Origin of the sequence: Rothia nasimurium (genome assembly GCF_928392795.1) — a bacterium.
Taxonomy (GTDB): domain Bacteria; phylum Actinomycetota; class Actinomycetes; order Actinomycetales; family Micrococcaceae; genus Rothia; species Rothia nasimurium_F.
Genome location: NZ_CAKMTJ010000004.1, coordinates 70,136 through 86,083 on the forward strand (window position 1 = coordinate 70,136; position 15,948 = coordinate 86,083).

General features: G+C 61.0%; 13 protein-coding genes. 12 read left to right on the top strand and 1 reads right to left on the bottom strand.

Features of this window, described 5'->3' with window-relative positions; all coding sequences use genetic code 11:
• Nucleotides 1–14 precede the first annotated feature (14 nt).
• On the top strand, nt 15–386 hold the full coding sequence (locus L6963_RS05660) for an Rv2175c family DNA-binding protein (RefSeq protein ID WP_185173169.1): 372 nt from the start codon (nt 15–17) through the stop codon (nt 384–386).
• A gap of 87 nt (nt 387–473) precedes the next feature.
• Here the strand turns inward: L6963_RS05660 and L6963_RS05665 are convergent, their stop codons facing one another.
• A complete protein-coding gene (locus tag L6963_RS05665) occupies nt 474–1,586 on the bottom strand; it encodes a polyprenyl synthetase family protein (protein WP_237207199.1) in 1,113 nt (370 codons plus the stop codon).
• Between the two features lie 126 nt (nt 1,587–1,712).
• Between L6963_RS05665 and dinB the strand changes: the two genes are divergently transcribed.
• The 11 genes from dinB (at nt 1,713) to L6963_RS05720 (ending at nt 15,931) form a co-directional block, all read left to right on the top strand.
• On the top strand, nt 1,713–2,996 hold the full coding sequence (gene dinB, locus L6963_RS05670) for a DNA polymerase IV (protein WP_237207198.1): 1,284 nt from the start codon (nt 1,713–1,715) through the stop codon (nt 2,994–2,996).
• Nucleotides 2,997–3,138: 142 nt separating this feature from the next.
• A complete protein-coding gene (locus tag L6963_RS05675) occupies nt 3,139–3,537 on the top strand; it encodes a DUF3040 domain-containing protein (protein ID WP_237185443.1) in 399 nt (132 codons plus the stop codon).
• A gap of 302 nt (nt 3,538–3,839) precedes the next feature.
• The gene (gene mraZ, locus L6963_RS05680) at nt 3,840–4,274 is read left to right on the top strand and encodes a division/cell wall cluster transcriptional repressor MraZ (RefSeq protein ID WP_135011380.1); all 435 of its coding nucleotides are present in this window, start codon (nt 3,840–3,842) and stop codon (nt 4,272–4,274) included.
• Nucleotides 4,275–4,321: 47 nt separating this feature from the next.
• The gene (gene rsmH, locus L6963_RS05685) at nt 4,322–5,317 is read left to right on the top strand and encodes a 16S rRNA (cytosine(1402)-N(4))-methyltransferase RsmH (RefSeq protein WP_272878939.1); all 996 of its coding nucleotides are present in this window, start codon (nt 4,322–4,324) and stop codon (nt 5,315–5,317) included.
• On the top strand, nt 5,314–5,997 hold the full coding sequence (locus tag L6963_RS05690) for a hypothetical protein (protein WP_237207197.1): 684 nt from the start codon (nt 5,314–5,316) through the stop codon (nt 5,995–5,997). The genes rsmH and L6963_RS05690 overlap by 4 nt, the downstream gene beginning before the upstream one ends.
• A gap of 125 nt (nt 5,998–6,122) precedes the next feature.
• Nucleotides 6,123–7,976 carry a peptidoglycan D,D-transpeptidase FtsI family protein gene (locus L6963_RS05695; RefSeq protein WP_237207196.1) on the top strand — a complete coding sequence of 618 codons (1,854 nt, stop codon included), beginning with the start codon at nt 6,123–6,125 and terminating at the stop codon, nt 7,974–7,976.
• 70 nt (nt 7,977–8,046) lie between these two features.
• A complete protein-coding gene (locus tag L6963_RS05700) occupies nt 8,047–9,741 on the top strand; it encodes a UDP-N-acetylmuramoyl-L-alanyl-D-glutamate--2,6-diaminopimelate ligase (protein ID WP_237207195.1) in 1,695 nt (564 codons plus the stop codon).
• Between the two features lie 15 nt (nt 9,742–9,756).
• The gene (locus tag L6963_RS05705; protein WP_237207194.1) at nt 9,757–11,352 is read left to right on the top strand and encodes a UDP-N-acetylmuramoyl-tripeptide--D-alanyl-D-alanine ligase; all 1,596 of its coding nucleotides are present in this window, start codon (nt 9,757–9,759) and stop codon (nt 11,350–11,352) included.
• Between the two features lie 21 nt (nt 11,353–11,373).
• The gene (mraY, locus tag L6963_RS05710; protein ID WP_237185438.1) at nt 11,374–12,492 is read left to right on the top strand and encodes a phospho-N-acetylmuramoyl-pentapeptide-transferase; all 1,119 of its coding nucleotides are present in this window, start codon (nt 11,374–11,376) and stop codon (nt 12,490–12,492) included.
• The gene (gene murD / locus L6963_RS05715; protein ID WP_237207193.1) at nt 12,492–14,027 is read left to right on the top strand and encodes a UDP-N-acetylmuramoyl-L-alanine--D-glutamate ligase; all 1,536 of its coding nucleotides are present in this window, start codon (nt 12,492–12,494) and stop codon (nt 14,025–14,027) included. The genes mraY and murD overlap by 1 nt, the downstream gene beginning before the upstream one ends.
• A gap of 113 nt (nt 14,028–14,140) precedes the next feature.
• Nucleotides 14,141–15,931: an FtsW/RodA/SpoVE family cell cycle protein gene (locus tag L6963_RS05720; RefSeq protein WP_237207192.1), complete on the top strand. Its 1,791-nt coding sequence runs from the start codon at nt 14,141–14,143 to the stop codon at nt 15,929–15,931.
• Nucleotides 15,932–15,948: the final 17 nt, after the last annotated feature.

Below are 15,948 nucleotides of genomic sequence, written 5' to 3' on the forward strand. Positions count from 1 at the left end.
GGCACAATGGATAGGTGACTGATGAAAAAACTACACCCGAAGTAATTGCTCTGGTTGGCGACTGGCTGACCATCCCCGATATCGCAGAAGCCCTTGATCTCAAGGTCACCCGTGTCCATAACCTGCTGGCTGACGGAACCCTGCTGGCCGTGCGCGACCCCGAAACCGGCGTCCGCAAGGTCCCCGCCCTCTTCATGCGCGAAGACCGCGTGCTTGAGCCCCTCAAAGGCACCCTGAGCGTGCTGGCCGATGCCGGTTTCACTGCAGAAGAAGCTATCGTTTGGCTCTACACTGCTGACGACACCCTGCCCGGCCGTCCTATCGACGCCCTGATTGACGGTCGCAAGACCGAAATCCGCCGCCGCGCCTCGGCCCTGGCCTGGTAAGGCTTTTAAAGATTTAGATAGAGAACAGCAGGCTCACACTCCGGTGTGAGCCTGCTGTTCTATTACCTGATAAATACTGGCGCTGCCCTAGAAGGAGCGGTGCAGAGCCTTGGCCGCTATGGCCCGTAGGGCCTGCTGTACGGACGCTTCGAGATCGAGGGCTTCAAGGGCAGCTAGGGCCTCGTCCCCCTTGGCCTGAATCATCTCTTCGACGGCCTGGAGGGCTCCGGAGTCTCGCATGAGGCGCTGAAGCTCTTCGATGGTTTCTGCCCCCAGGGTAGGGGAACCCAGCGAGCCTTCGAGGAAGGCCCGCTGGTCGGCCTTACTCTTCATGGCCGTAAAGGCCGTGAGGACGGTGCGCTTGCCCTCGCGCAGGTCATCGCCAGCAGGCTTGCCGGTGGTTTCGGGCTCGCCAAAGACCCCCAGTACGTCATCGCGCAGCTGGAAACCCTCGCCCAGGGGTAGGGCAAAGGCTCGGTAGCCGGTGACCAGCTCGGAGGTTTCCCCGTGCTTCAGGCCAAGACCCAGGGCGCCACCCAGGGCAATGGGGTGTTCGCAGGAGTATTTAGCGGACTTGTAGCGAATCACGTTCTTGGCCCGTTCAAGGGCAATTTCTGGCTCTTCTTCGGGCACGACTTCGCCCACAATATCGAGGTACTGGCCGGCCATGACCTCGGTGCGCATCAGGTCAAAGATAAAGCGGGCCTCACTGGCGGCGGTGAGCTCAGGAATGGATGAGAACACCATTTCTGACCACGACAGGCATAAATCGCCGGCCAAGATAGCGCTTGAGACCCCGAAGGATGAGGGGCTGGTCTTATAGCCCAGTTCCCGGTGCATGGCCTCAAAGCGGCGGTGCACACTCGGGGCGCCCCGTCGGGTATCGGAGGCATCTATAATGTCATCGTGAATCAGGGCAGCGGTCTGGAAGAGCTCAATCGCCACACCCGCCCGAACGATGGACTCGGTCACTCCCGCTCCACCTGCCCCGCGGTAGCCCCAGTAGGCTAGCAGCGCCCGAAGGCGCTTACCGCCGGTAGAAAGGGCGCGGACGGACTCCAACAGGGGCAGGGTCTCAACCGAGACGGTCGCCATAAGTTCCTGCTGGGTATCAAAAAAGCGGCCCATTTCGGCTTCGAGAGCCTCAAGGTAGGCTGCGGACTCGTCGGGGCCGGTAGCGGGGGCTGGCTGGGGGGTCATGACGTCCTTGGGTCTGGGGATAGCTCTGCACACCAGTCTAGTAGATAGGGGCCTGCGCCTGGTCAAAACGTACCTGACTGGCTAGGATAAATTAGAACATAGTTTCGATAGATGGGGGCGGGGTTCATGGGCCAGCAGTCTACTCAGGGTGTGCGTGCGGACGCCCCTGCCCGCATCATCATGCACCTCGATATGGACGCCTTCTTTGTCAACGTTGAACTTCTTTCCCAGCCTGCCCTGCGCGGGCGTCCGCTCATCGTTGCCCGCAACTCGCCGCGCTCGGTCGTCCTCTCCGCCTCCTACGAAGCCCGCCGCTACGGGGTGCGCTCAGCCATGCCCCTGGCCCGCGCCCGCCAGCTCTGCCCAGCTGCCCTGCTGCTGGAGCCGTCCGCCCACTACCGCAGCTACTCGGCCCAGGTCATGACTATCTTGGGAGCTATCACCGACCGCCTAGAGCAGGTCAGTGTGGATGAAGCCTTCCTTGACCTCACCGGCGCCGTCCGAGCCCAAGGGAGCCCTATCGATATCGCGCAACAGGCCCGCGACCGCATTAAAACCGAGCTGGGCCTACCGAGCTCCGTAGGGATTTCATCGAGTAAATTCGTTGCCAAGATGGCCTCAGCTGGTTCCAAACCCAACGGTCTCTGGGTGGTCCCACCCCAGCGGGTGCAAGAATTCCTGGACCCCCTGCCGGTGGGCAAGCTCTGGGGCGTCGGAGCTAAAAGCGCCGCCTACCTTGAGGGGCTGGGCATTCATACCGTTGCCCAGCTGCGGGAATACGACCTGCCCTGGCTCCAGGGCCGCTGCGGGCAAGCGGCAGGCCTGCACCTCTATGAACTTGCCCGCGGCATAGACCGCCGCGAGGTCACCCCCGAGCGCATCGAAAAATCAATCGGAGCCGAACATACCTTTACCACTGACCAGACCGATGCCGAAGTGATCGCTGCCGAGCTCTACACCCTCTGCCTGACCGTAGCCCGCAGGCTGCGGGCCGCCGGGCGGCAAACCAGAACCCTCAGCCTCAAAATCCGCTACTCGGACTTCGAAACCCTCACCCGCTCCTGCCCCCTACCCCTTGCAACCGTATCTGGCCGCGTCATGTTCGACGCCGTCATTGCCCACCTCAAACAGTTAGAAGTATTGCAGCCCGATGGCTCATCACACCGGCCGATACGGCTGCTCGGCGTGCGCGCAGAAAAACTTGAAGGGCGGGACGCCGGTGTGCAGATGCAACTCTTCACTCCAGGCTCACCCGGAGCGGCTCACCAGGCTGCCCTGCCGACCCAGGATGCCCTTGCCGAAGAATGGGAAGAGGCCGAAAACGCCATGGACACCATCAACGCCCGCTTCGGTGCCAAGGGTCTCCTGCCCGCTAGCCTGCTCACTCCTGGCAGTCGAAAAGAGCGATGAAATGAGAGGTCATTTTCAGGGAGCGTCTAGGCTGCACCCAAGAGCTACCGGTAAGATGAGTAGACAACCTAACGCGCGCTCGCGTACGGGCTGCTCGCCCCACCTGCGCGTTCAGGCTCACCGCACAAGCTAAGGAGACACCATGGCGCTTTCAGAACGGGAACAGGAACTTCTTGCCCAGCTCGAAAAGCAGCTCAACGAAGACCCCGCCTTCGCGTCAACCATGACCGGCCCCCAGCCCCTGGTGGCTCCCGCTGTTACCTCTTCTCCCCGCAACTTGGTCATTGGTGCCCTCGTTGCCGTTGTTGGCCTGGGCGTTATTATTGCCGGGGTATCCACCAAGATCATTCTTCTCGGCGTTCTTGGCTTCGTGCTAGCCGCCGCCGGAGTCTACTTTGCCACCACCGCCCCCAAGGGCGCGAAAGCTACCGGTGGTGGAGCGTCCGCCCGCCCAGCCACCTCAAAAGCTAAGGGCAATTCCCGCTTCATGCAGAACCTCGAAAATAAGTGGGACGAACGCCAAGGCGGCTCCCGTTTCTAGTCTCCTTCCCACCCCTATAAATCAACCGCCCGGTTTGTGCCGGGCGGTTTTTTTGTATGCCTTCAAAGTTATATACAGAGCGGCGGGCTGACCTCGGGGAAAGAGTTCGAGATGGGCCTCCTGTAGCAGAATCGGTCGCAACCGTCACATTCCGTGTGAAAACACTCAAAAACCCGGTAAAAATTCCGTATTTGGTACATTCGGTGGGGCGTAGTGGAGTAAAGTGGAGGAGATAGAACAACACTGGTGTAGTTTCCCTCTTGCAGGGGGAAGCACAGACGACAGGTAGGGGCGGTGGTGCCATGTTCCTCGGAACCCACACCCCGCGTCTGGACGCCAAGGGGCGCCTGATTCTTCCCGCGAAATTTCGCGAGCAACTAGAAGCAGGTCTAGTGCTCACGCGCGGGCAGGAGCGCTGCCTCTACGTCTTTACCATGACCGAGTTTGAGCGCATCCACGAACAGCTGCGCACAGCTCCACTGTCGTCAAAGCAGGCGCGAGACTACATCCGAGTTTTTCTATCGGGTGCCTCCGACGAGGTACCCGATAAGCAGGGGCGAATCACCATACCTCAAAACCTCAGAGACTACGCTGGGCTAGAAAAAGACCTCACGGTCATCGGCGCAGGCTCACGAGCAGAAATATGGAGCACCGAAGCCTGGGAAGCCTACCTGAAAGAACAGGAAGAAGCCTTCTCCGGCACCGACGATGAGATCCTGCCAGGGCTCATGCTCTAACCCCAAAAGACAGCGGACCACAAAACCACCAACGCGAGGAGCACCCCTTGACTCAGGTAGAGAACCTCTCACCCGGCAAGGACGCCAAAGACAGGCACGTGCCGGTCATGCTTGACCGCTGCCTCGACCTCCTCGCGCCCGCAATTTCCCGCCCCGGCGCCGTCGTCATCGACGGAACCCTGGGCATGGGCGGCCATTCTGAAGCCATGCTTGAGCGCTTCGAAGACCTCACCCTCATCGGTATTGACCGGGACCTCATGGCTCACAAGCTCGCCGGTGAGCGCCTGGCCCGCTTTGGCAACCGCTTCATCCCCGTACACGCCGTGTACGACGAGATTCCCCGCGCTATGGCAGAAGCCGGCGTCACCCAGGTCGACGGCGTGCTCTTTGACCTGGGCGTATCGTCCATGCAGCTCGATGAGCGTGAACGCGGTTTCGCCTACTCCTACGACGCCCCGCTCGATATGCGTATGGACAACACCGAGGAGCTCACCGCCGCTATCGTGGTCAACACCTACGAAGAAGCAGAGCTTCGCCGCATCATCCGCCAGTGGGGTGAAGAAAAATTCGCAGCCCGCATTGCCGCTCGTATCGTAGCGGCCCGCTCCGAGCGTCCTTTTGAAACGACCGGCCAACTGGTCAAAGTAATTCAGCAGGCCGTACCCGTAGCCGCCCAGCGCAAGGGCGGGCACCCCGCCAAGCGCACTTTCCAGGCCCTGCGCATCGAGGTCAACCATGAACTCGATGCCCTAGAACGTGCCATACCCGCGGCACTCGACGCCCTCAACCTGGGCGGACGCTGCGTGGCCATGAGCTACCACAGTCTCGAAGACAAAATTGTTAAACGAGCTTTCACCGCCCGGGCAACTTCTAGCGCCCCCAAGGGTTTTCCCGTTGAGCTTGAAGAACACAAGCCCGAGCTCAAAATCATCACCCGAGGTGCTGAACCCCCCACCGAGCAAGAGATTGAAGAGAACTCGCGGGCGGCGTCCGCAAAACTGAGGGCAGCAGAAAAAATCAAGACACCAAAGGCAACACGATGAGCGCGGAACCCCGTTTCCCCACCTCAACCGACGAGGGCGGGCAGCTGAACAAGCCCCGCCTGTCTGTGGTGCGCGATGAACCCCAAGAAGCAGCCCCCGCCCGCCGTCCTCTCTCACGCTCCCGGGCCCTGCGCGCTACCTCCAACCGCTGGCGCGTCTTCGTGGCCCTGGGTGCCATGCTCGTTGCCCTGCTCACCGTGCTGGTGCTGAGCATCGTCATGGCCTCCCGCCAGTACGACCTGGTTGAGCTACGAGCTCAAGAGCAGGCCCTCATCCAGCAGAATGAGGCCCTGGCCCAGGAAATCGAATTCCACCAGGCCCCCCAGGACCTGGCTATCCGCGCAAGCCAGCTAGGGCTGGTAGCTGCCTCTAGCCAGGCCACCCTTGACCTGCAAACCGGTGAAATTACCGGCACCCCCCTGGCTGCGGTTGAAGGCGAAGCCGCAACAAAGAACCTGATTGCACCCCCTGCCCTGGCCGACACCCAGGCCTACGAAGAGGCCAGCGCCCGGGCTGAGGAGCAGCGTAAGAAGGAAGAAGCCGAAGCCAAGGCCTCAGCAGAAGCATCAGCCAGCGCTGCTGCTTCAGCAAGTGCCCAGGCCTCAGCTCCTGCCAGCGCCTCACCCGCGGCCCAGACCTCAGCCCAGCCGTCCGCTGCGGCGAGCGCAGGCGGTCAATAGTAAGCGCATGATACGGTGCCTGCCCTGGTGGTGGGCACCTGTTCGCCTTATGGGGTAGCGGGGCTAGCGCGCGGCGCGCGGGCCACAGTAAAGAGTGAACCACAGCGGAAGAGAAATAGGGGACGATGAGCGGCACTGAGCAGAACGAACCCGTACAGGGCATCAAACGCACCGTTGGGCGGCGTGGCTTTATCGCGGGTACCCTGGGTATTGCTGGCCTGGGCGTCGTGGGCCTGCGCCTTGCCTGGTTGCAGGGTCTTGATTCGAACGGTCTAGCCGATGCTGCGAAAGCCCAGCGTACCCGTAAGCAGACCATTCCGGCCCTGCGTGGAGAGATTCTCGATATTAACGGCAACGTGCTAGCGCGTAGCGTGCAGCGCTACAATATCACCGTTGATCAGTCTGCCGTGGCTAACTTTAAGCGCTACACCGAGGAAAGCCGTGACCCGGTCGAAGTGACTCCCACCGAGCTAGTGTATGAGCTGGCCGATATTCTTGAAATGAGTGACGCCGATGTGAAGGCGGCGCTCGATGGCGACCTCAAATACAAGATTGTGAAGGAGAACGTTACTCCTGCGATCTATAACAAGGTAGATGCCCTGGGCGCTCCCTATATTTACGGTGAGATTCTCTCTGACCGCAAGTACCCCAACGGCCAGGTAGGTGGCTCGGTGGTGGGCCGCTTTAGCATTATTGAAGAAGCCGTGGACGGTACCAGCGGCGAGACCCGCCAGGTGAATAACTCGGTGGGTATCGAACGCACCATGGGGGAGTACCTGGCCGGTATTGATGGCGAACGCATCTACGAAATTTCAGCCGACGGCATCCGCATCCCTATCGGGGATGAACAAAACACCCCCGCCCAGGACGGCAAGAGTGTGCGCCTGACCATTAACCAGGATGTACAGTACTTTGCCCAGCAGGTGGTCAAGGCCCGCGCTGAGGAGCTGAAAGCCGAGTGGGGAACGGCTATTGTGATGGACGTGCGCGACGGCTCTATCCTGGCCCTAGCGGATTCTTCGACGATGGACCCCGGCGCTGAGCGCTTTGAGCTAGCCGATATGAACCCCCGCGCTATCACCCAGGTTTTTGAGCCGGGCTCTACCGAGAAAATCCTGACCACTGCTGCCGTTTTTGAAGAGGGTATCGCTGAACCTGAGACTGTCTACGATGTGCCTGCTGAACTCGAAATCGATCAGCAGATCATTACTGACTCCTTCGACCACCCTGCCCAGAAGCGCACCGTTGCCGGTATCATCGCTGACTCGATGAATACCGGTACCGTCATGATGGGGAGCAAGCTCACCAAGGAACAGCGCTATAACTGGCTCAAGAAGTTTGGCATGGGAGAATTCACCGGTATTGAGCTAACCGGCGAATCCCAGGGCCTGCTCAGTGACTGGCGGGACTGGGATATCCGCCAGCAGTACACGGTTCTCTTTGGCCAGGGCGTTGCCCAGTCAGCCTTGCAGACCTCTATGATTTTCCAGGCTATAGCCAATAAGGGGGTTATGCTTAAGCCCCGCATTATTGATGCCGTGATCGATACGGACGGTACCGAAGAAGTCCGCGAGGTCGCTGAAGGTACCCGCATGGTGAGTGAAGAAACCGCCCGGAAGACCCTCCAGGTCATGGAAGCTGTCGTGTACCAGGGTCGTGGTGCGAAAGGTGCCCAGATTAACGGCTACAGGGTTGCCGGTAAGACCGGTACCGCACAAAACGTGGGCGAGGGTTCTAGTACCTATGACGGCTGGGCCACCTCGTTTGTGGGGGTCGCCCCCACAGAGAATCCCCGTTTCCTGGTTTCGGTGACCACGCACCGCCCCACAACCACAGCCGAAGCTGTTGGCCTGGCTAACACCACTGCCCAGTTCGCGGAGATTATGGAGAAGACCCTGCACATCTACAACGTGCCGCGTTCCACCACTGAGCCGCAAGAGACCCCTAAGTTCGCTGAGGGCCACGACGAAAACGGCTAAAGTAGACCCTACTAGCACCCGCGCCCGAGGGCGCACCTCAACGATTGACCGCCTATTGGAGGGAAAGCCTGTGACAGAAAACCGAGCACTTGAGGGTAGCGCCCAGACCCTGCGCCCCCGCCAGGTTACCGAGCGCACCTGCGCTGAGGTTGCCGACTGGCTGGCCGAGGTGGGCCTAGAGGCCCAGCTGGTGCAGGCGTCCGCCCGCCCCATCACGGGTATCACCATGGACTCTCGCGAGGTGCAGCCCGGCGACCTCTACGTTGCCCTGGGTGGAGCCAAGGCCCACGGTGCGTCCTTTCTTCCTGCTGCAATCGAGTTGGGGGCGTCCGCCCTGCTGACCGACGAAGCGGGCCTTGAGATTGTGCGCGAGCTGGGTATTCCCGATGACCTGGGTGTAGTCACCACCGACCAGGTGCGAGCTGCTGTCGGCCCGCTCTCTGCTCGCATTTACGCTTCTCAGCCCAGCAGCGGGGGAGCACCCCGCCTTTTTGCGGTGACCGGTACCAACGGCAAGACCACCACCACCTACATGACCAACTCGATCATGCAGGCCCTGGGCCACACCACCGGCCTGATTGGAACCATTGAGATTCTTGCCGGTGGCCAGGCTATTCCCTCTAAGCTCACCACTCCCGAGTCCCCCCACGTGCACTCCCTTATCGCTCTGATGCGTGAGCAGGGTATTACCAGCGCAGCGATGGAGGTGTCATCCCATGCCCTGGATTACCGCCGTGTCGATGGCATCCGATACGACATTGCGGGCTTTACCAACCTCACCCAGGACCACCTAGACCTGCACGGCACCATGGAGAGCTATTTTGACTCCAAGGCCGAGCTCTTCACCCCGGCCCGCACCCGCCGCGCCGTCATTACCGCCGACGACCGCTGGGGCCTTGCTATGGCAGAGCGTGCGGTTCAGGCCCTGGGGGCCCGCGCTGTGGTCCGCCTCTTTACCAACTTCGGTGCCGGCTATGAGCCGGGGGCGGACGCGCTCACCTCCCTTGCTGCCCAGGACTGGGCTCTGGTGCAGGTAGAGCGCTCCGGCATCGGCCACTCCTTCACTCTGCGCCGGGGCGACGGTTTTGAACTGCCCAGTGCCACCTTACTCCCGGCAGACTTCAACGTCTCGAACGCCGCATTAGCCGCCGTGATGGTCTTTGAGAGCGCCCGCGATGGTCTAGAACGTGACCGCATCGTGGAGGCGCTATCGCGCACCGAGACCCTGACACCCGTTGTGCCCGGCCGTATGCAGCTGATTTCCACCGAACCTACCGCCCTGGTGGATTTCGCCCACAACCCCGATGCTCTAAAACGTGCCCTCGAGGCAATTGAGCCTGCTGACGAGGACGGCAAGGTTATTATCGTTTTCGGTGCAACCGGTGAACGCGACCAGACCAAGCGCCCCCTGATGGGCGAAATTGCGGCCACCTACGCCGATATCGTGGTGGTGACCGACGATGACCCCCACGGTGAAGACCCTGCTCCCATTCGTGAGGCCGTTGAGGCCGGTGCCAGCGCGGCCTGTGAAGCCGGTGCCCGAGCCCACCGGGTGCTCAACATTGAGCCCCGTGCGGCAGCAATCGACGAGGCTATCGCCCTGGCTGGCCCCAAGGACTCAATACTGGTGGCGGGTCGCGGGCATGAGGTAGCCCAGGACGTTGCCGGTACCGATATCGAGCTTGACGACCGTGTAGAAACTGCCCGCGCCCTGCAAGCTGCTGGTTTCAGCGTGCTCCCGGCCTACCAGAACCACCAGAAGTAACCTAAGGGTAAACCTATGATTGAACTTTCAGCGCTTGAGATTGAAGAAGCTGTAGCGGGCACCCTCCTGGGGGTAGACCCTGCCGCTGCTCCTGTTCTGACCTGTACTTCTGCCACGACAGATTCCCGCGAGGTCGGTCCCGGCTGCCTTTTTATCGCCAAGCCTGGCGAGGTGACGGACGGCCATCACTTCCTGCCTGCCGCCTTTGAGCAGGGTGCCTCTCTAGCTCTTGTTGAACGTGAGGTTCAGGACGCCGCTGGTCAGGTCTACCCCTCCATTCTGGTGGACGATGTCGTGCTGGCTATGGGCCGTCTGGCCGCCTACATCGTGACCCGCCTGCGCGAGCGTGGGGAGGTCACGGTCGTGGGTATTACCGGCTCAGCGGGTAAGACCACCACCAAGGACCTGCTGGCAGCCATCTTTGGCGCTGAGGGCAAGACTGTAGCCCCCATCGGGTCCTTCAACGGTGAAGTTGGTGTACCGCTGACCGTCTTTAGGGCAGAGGAAGACACCCGTTACCTGGTCATTGAGATGGGCGCTGACCGGGTGGGCAACATCAAGTACCTGACCGATATGATTTCCCCTGACTACGGCATTGTGCTCAAGGTCGGTACCGCCCACGCCGGGGAATTCGGTGGCATCGATAATATCGAAGCAACCAAGGGCGAGATGGCCGAAGGCGTCCGCCTGGGCCTGGGCCTGAACATTGATGACTACCGTGTGCGCCGCATGATCAACCGGGCCTCTACTCCCGTCACCTACTTTGGTGTGGAGGGCCGCGAAGCCGAGCTGACCCACACCAGCAACCCCGGGGTAGCAGAATACCGGATGACGGCGTCCGGCCTCACCACCACCGATGAAGGCAAGCCGGCTTTTACCCTGACCTTCCCCGATGGGCAGAGCTTTGACATTAGCTCCCAGCTCATTGGCGAGCACCACGTCTATAACCTGCTGGCGGCAGCCACCGTGGCCTATCAGGCCGGTATTGCCCCCCAGCGCATTGCAGAGCAACTCAACACTGCCGGGGCTGCCTCCAAGTGGCGTATGCAGCGCACCGACCGTCCCGATGGCGTCACCGTTATCAACGACGCCTACAACGCCAACCCCGAATCCATGACCGCTGCCCTGCAGACCCTAGCCCAGCTGGGCCGTCTGCCCTCAACCAACCGCACCTGGGCCGTCCTCGGTGCCATGCTGGAACTGGGGGACCAGACCCTCACTGAACACGACCGTATCGGTCAGCTAGCCGTACGTCTCAACATCTCCAAACTCATTGCTGTTGGGGATATTGCCAAGCCCATCTACAACACCGCCCACCTTGAAGGTTCCTGGGGCAATGAGGCAACCTGGGTTGCCAGCACCGACGAAGCCTTCGAGCTCCTGCGTGGCGCTCTTGAGCCGGGTGACATTGTCCTTTTCAAGTCCTCCAACGGGGCTGGCCTGGGCCTTCTCGGGCAAAAAGTTGCCGACTATGAGGGCAACCTCACCCATACCGAGCGTGATAGTGGGCAATCACAGCCCTGGTTAAGCGCCGGTGACTTTGTTCAGGCACTAAACTCAGACAGTGGCGCCCAGCCCGATGCTGCCGCCAAGACTACAGATAACTCATAACCGGGAAGGCACAGACACCGCATGATTTCTATCCTGTTGGCTGCCGCTTTCGGCCTGATCATCTCGATCGCCGGAACCCCGCTCTACACCAAATGGTTGGTGAAGCAGCAGTTCGGCCAGTTTATTCGCGAAGACGGCCCCACCTCACACCAGACCAAACGGGGCACCCCCACCATGGGCGGTGTCATGATGATGGCAGCAACCGTCCTCGGTTTCTTCCTGGCCCTGGGCCTCTCAGCCCTGCTCACCGGGACTAGCCTGGCTCCGTCAGCCTCGGTTCTTTTGGCTATGTTCCTCATGCTGGGTATGGCTGGCGTTGGCTTCATCGACGACTTCCAGAAGATTTGGAAGAAGCAGAGTGAGGGCCTGACTCCCAAGGGCAAAATCGTGCTCCAGGGGCTCATCGGTACCCTCTTTGCGGTTGGTGCGCTGCTGATTAAGGACGAGCGGGGCTGGTCACCTGCCTCCTTCAACCTCTCCTTCACCCGTGATATCTCCTGGCTGGATTTGGCCTTTGCCGGGCCTGTGGTGGGTATTATCCTCTTCATTATCTGGGCCAACCTGATTGCCACCGCCACCACTAACGCCGTGAACCTGACCGATGGCCTGGACGGTCTGGCAACCGGTGCAGCCATTATGGTCTTTAGCGGCTACCTACTGATTTCTATGTGGCAGCAGCAGCACCTGTGTGCTCCCGGTTCCCTCGATAATGTCTGCTATGAGGTTCCTGACTCAGGCCAGATGGCTATGCTGGCAGCTTCTCTGATTGGCGCCCTGATTGGCTTCCTCTGGTGGAACACCTCACCGGCTACTATCTTCATGGGCGATACCGGTTCCTTAGGTTTGGGCGGTGCCCTGGCGGCCTTCGCCATCATCACCCGCACCCAGATGCTTCTGCCGATTATCGCAGGCCTCTTCGTGATGATTGCCCTTTCCGTCATTATTCAGGTGGGCTACTTCAAGATGAGCGGGGGCAAGCGCGTCTTCCGCATGGCCCCCCTGCAACATCACTTTGAGCTCAAGGGCTGGACCGAAGTGAACGTAGTAATCCGCTTCTGGATTCTCGCTGGCCTGTTTGTGGCTATCGCATTGGGCATCTTCTACGGTGACTGGCTCCTGAGCAACGGAGGTGTTTTCTAATGCAGGCAACTAATGCCAACCCCGTTTACGGGTATGAACGCCTGGAAGCGCTGACCAGCTGGGAGTCTGACTGGGCCGGTCTGCGCGTGGTCGTAGCCGGTTTGGGAATCTCTGGTTTCTCAGCCGCTGACACCCTGATTGAGCTGGGTGCCCGCGTGGTCGTGGTGGACGGTAACGATAACGAAGTTACTCGTGGTAAGGCCGATACTCTCAAGATTGTGGGTGCGGTCGGTTCGGTGCTGGGCGCCGGAGCCATGGACGCCCTGCCTCTGGTCGAGGGGCAGCCCGCTGACCTTGTGGTCACCTCACCTGGCCTAGCCCCCACCATCGGAATTTTGGCCGATGCTGTAGCCCAGAAGATTCAAATCTGGGGTGACGTTGAGCTGGCCTGGCGTCTGCGTCAGCGCGAAGGACGCAAGGTTGCCCCCTGGCTGGCCATTACCGGAACCAACGGCAAGACCACCACCGTGGGCATGACCGAATCTATCCTGCAGACTGCAGGCTACAAGGCTATCGCCGTGGGCAACGTCGGCACCCCCATCTTGGACGCCCTACGCGACCCCGTTGACTACGACTTCTTCGCCGTTGAGCTCTCAAGCTTCCAGCTGCACTGGACCTACTCCATGTCACCCCTGGCGTCCGTTGTGCTCAACGTGGCAGAAGACCACGTTGACTGGCACGCCGGCTACGATAACTACCTGGCCGATAAGGCCCGTATCTACGAAAACACTCAGTTCGCCTGCATCTTCAACGCTAACTACCCAGAAATTGTGCAGATGGTAGAAGAGGCGGACGTCGTTGAGGGCGCTCGCGCCATCGGCTTTTGGGCAGACACGCCCGGTCTTTCCATGCTGGGGGTCATCGATGGCCTCCTGATCGACCGGGCCTTCCTCGATGATCGCCGCAACCAGGCCCTGGAAGTAGCTGAGGTAGCAGACACCGGCCAGCTTCCGACCAAGCACACCGTCGAGAACGCCCTGGTTGCAGCAGCTCTCACTCGCGCCGCCGGTATTGAACCGGAACAGGTCAAGGCCGGTTTGCAGAACTACGAGCCCGGTGCCCACCGTATCCAGCTGGTAGCCAATACCCACGGGGTGCTCTGGGTCAACGACTCTAAGGCCACCAACCCCCACGCAGCCAACGCTTCTTTGGCCTCCTTCAACCCCGTCATCTGGGTAGCAGGCGGCCTCTCCAAGGGCGTTACCTACGACGAGCTAGTGGCCGAACACAAGGACCGCCTCAAGGCCGTGGTCATGATTGGCACCGACACTGCAGCCCTGGTAACCGCTCTAGCCGAGCAGGCACCTGATGTGCCGGTCTACAAGATCAGTGAAAGCTCTCTACTAGCTGATGCCAGTGACGGCCGGGCGGTGATGAAACTGGCAGTTGCCAAGGCCCACGAGATTTCGGAACAGAACGATACCGTGCTCATGGCCCCTGCCGCAGCCTCAATGGACCAGTTCACCTCCTACGCTGACCGCGGTAATGCCTTTATCGATGCGGTAGCTGACCTGGTCAACCAGATTAATTCCTAAAACCAAAGAAGTGGAGGGCTGGGTAATCAGTAGCTACTGGTTCCCACCCTCCCTCACCTTTAAGCGCACCTACGGCGGGCGTCCGAACACGAGAGAAGAGAAGCGAAAAGACTATGAGCCTGGCAGCAGAACCCCGGTCACCGCAGCGTCCTGGCTTGATTCGGCGTCTGTGGGAGAGATCCCGGAACACCTGGGAGAACGCCCAGGTACGTTTGGGCTCCATGGTGCTGACCGATGTGCCCATCGTGCTGGTAGTGACCGCCACCGTGCTCACCCTCTTTGGCGTGATGATGGTGCTCTCTGCCTCAAGCGTGGAACAGATTTCATCGGGCGCAGGTGCCTTCAGCCAGGCCCGCTCCCAGGGCATGTTCGCGATACTGGGTCTCGTTGCTATGCTGATCGTGGGCTACCTGGTACCGGTCATCTGGTACCGGCGGCCCTGGGTAGTGCACACCCTGCTGGGCCTGGCCGCCCTGTTGCTGATTGCGGTTATTTTTGTGGGAACCACCGTCAACGGCAACCGCAACTGGATCAACATCGCCGGTTTCTCGATTCAGCCCTCGGAGTTTGCTAAGCCCATCATGATTCTCTGGCTGGCCTCGGTCTACTCCCGCCAGGGGCGCATCGACAGGGGAACCCTAGCCCAGACTGCCTATAAGGGCCTGGTACCAGCTCTCTTAGGGTTTGGCCTGATAGTCACCCTGATTCTGGCCGGCCATGACGTGGGTACCGTGCTCATCTATGCTCTCTTCTTCAGCGCGATTTTCATGGCTGCCCGCCCCTCCCGCGGGCTAGTGATGATTAGCGCGGGCCTGGGCACCTTGGCCGCCATCATGATGGTAGCCATCAGCCCCAACCGCATCGAGCGTCTCTTCAACACCTTTGCCTTCTGGCGCGACTGCGTTGAGGCCACCTGCGACCAGGCCAACTCTGGCCTGGCAGCACTCGCTACCGGCGGCTTCTGGGGCGTGGGCCTGGGCCAGTCCCGCCAGAAGTACAACTACCTGCCTGAAGCCCACAACGACTACATTTTCGCGGTGGTCGGTGAAGAACTGGGTCTGATTGGTGCTATCGCTGTGCTGCTGCTCTACGCAGCCCTAATCTACTGCGCTATGCGTATCCTGCTGCGCTCCTCTGACCTCTTTATTCGCTACGCCACCATTGGCATCATCACCTGGATCGCCGGCCAGGCCCTGCTCAACATCGCTATGGTGGTAGGGCTTATGCCCGTCATCGGTGTGCCCCTGCCCTTTATTTCTGCCGGTGGTTCCGCCCTGGTCTCGTCACTGACCGGTATCGGAATTCTTATCGCCTTTGCCCGGCAGACCCCCCTCAACCCGATTGTGGGGGAGCGTACCGGCATCGCCAACAGCAAGATGCAAAAGGACGCCGCCCGCCGCCTTGCTCTGGCCCATATCGCTGAGCGGGAGCAGGCCGTCATCGCCGCAGACCCCGACGGCACAGGCTGGACTCTCGATAAGCTCACCACCCGCCTGGGCGCCCTCGTCGACGGGCGCACCCCGGCCCGCCCGGCGGCGTCCGCCCCTCAACGCGCCCAGGGGAGTGCGCGCACCGTGAGGCCCTCGGCAGCTACGGCGCGTCCGTCCGCCCAGACCGTCCGCCGGTCAAGCCCCCTGTCAGCTGAAGCCAGTGCCGAGGCCGCTATGGCCCGACGCTCTAGCTCGGCCAGCGGCGCCCGCCCCTCTGCCAGCGTGCAACAGGCTCACACCCGCACCACTGCGGCTCAGCCCCAGCACCCTGCCCGCCCGGCTGCGCCCAGCACTGCAGCCAAGCCGCAGACCACCGAGCCACAAGCCCCCACCCCCAAGGAGCAAAAACTGCCCGCTGGCCTGCGCACTATCCGCAAAGCCCGCAAGCTGCCAGAGGAGCACTCAGAGGGGTAAGCTGGCTCACTGCCCCC

What these genes read in the sequence shown, in the direction of transcription:
- dinB (WP_237207198.1), top strand. Translation starts at nt 1,713, where the DNA reads ATGGGCCAGCAGTCTACTCAGGGTGTGCGTGCGGACGCCCCTGCCCGC.
- mraY (WP_237185438.1), top strand. Translation starts at nt 11,374, where the DNA reads ATGATTTCTATCCTGTTGGCTGCCGCTTTCGGCCTGATCATCTCGATC.
- murD (WP_237207193.1), top strand. Translation starts at nt 12,492, where the DNA reads ATGCAGGCAACTAATGCCAACCCCGTTTACGGGTATGAACGCCTGGAA.
- L6963_RS05690 (WP_237207197.1), top strand. Translation starts at nt 5,314, where the DNA reads ATGAGCGCGGAACCCCGTTTCCCCACCTCAACCGACGAGGGCGGGCAG.
- mraZ (WP_135011380.1), top strand. Translation starts at nt 3,840, where the DNA reads ATGTTCCTCGGAACCCACACCCCGCGTCTGGACGCCAAGGGGCGCCTG.
- L6963_RS05705 (WP_237207194.1), top strand. Translation starts at nt 9,757, where the DNA reads ATGATTGAACTTTCAGCGCTTGAGATTGAAGAAGCTGTAGCGGGCACC.
- L6963_RS05675 (WP_237185443.1), top strand. Translation starts at nt 3,139, where the DNA reads ATGGCGCTTTCAGAACGGGAACAGGAACTTCTTGCCCAGCTCGAAAAG.
- L6963_RS05720 (WP_237207192.1), top strand. Translation starts at nt 14,141, where the DNA reads ATGAGCCTGGCAGCAGAACCCCGGTCACCGCAGCGTCCTGGCTTGATT.
- L6963_RS05665 (WP_237207199.1), bottom strand. Translation starts at nt 1,586, where the DNA reads ATGACCCCCCAGCCAGCCCCCGCTACCGGCCCCGACGAGTCCGCAGCC.
- L6963_RS05695 (WP_237207196.1), top strand. Translation starts at nt 6,123, where the DNA reads ATGAGCGGCACTGAGCAGAACGAACCCGTACAGGGCATCAAACGCACC.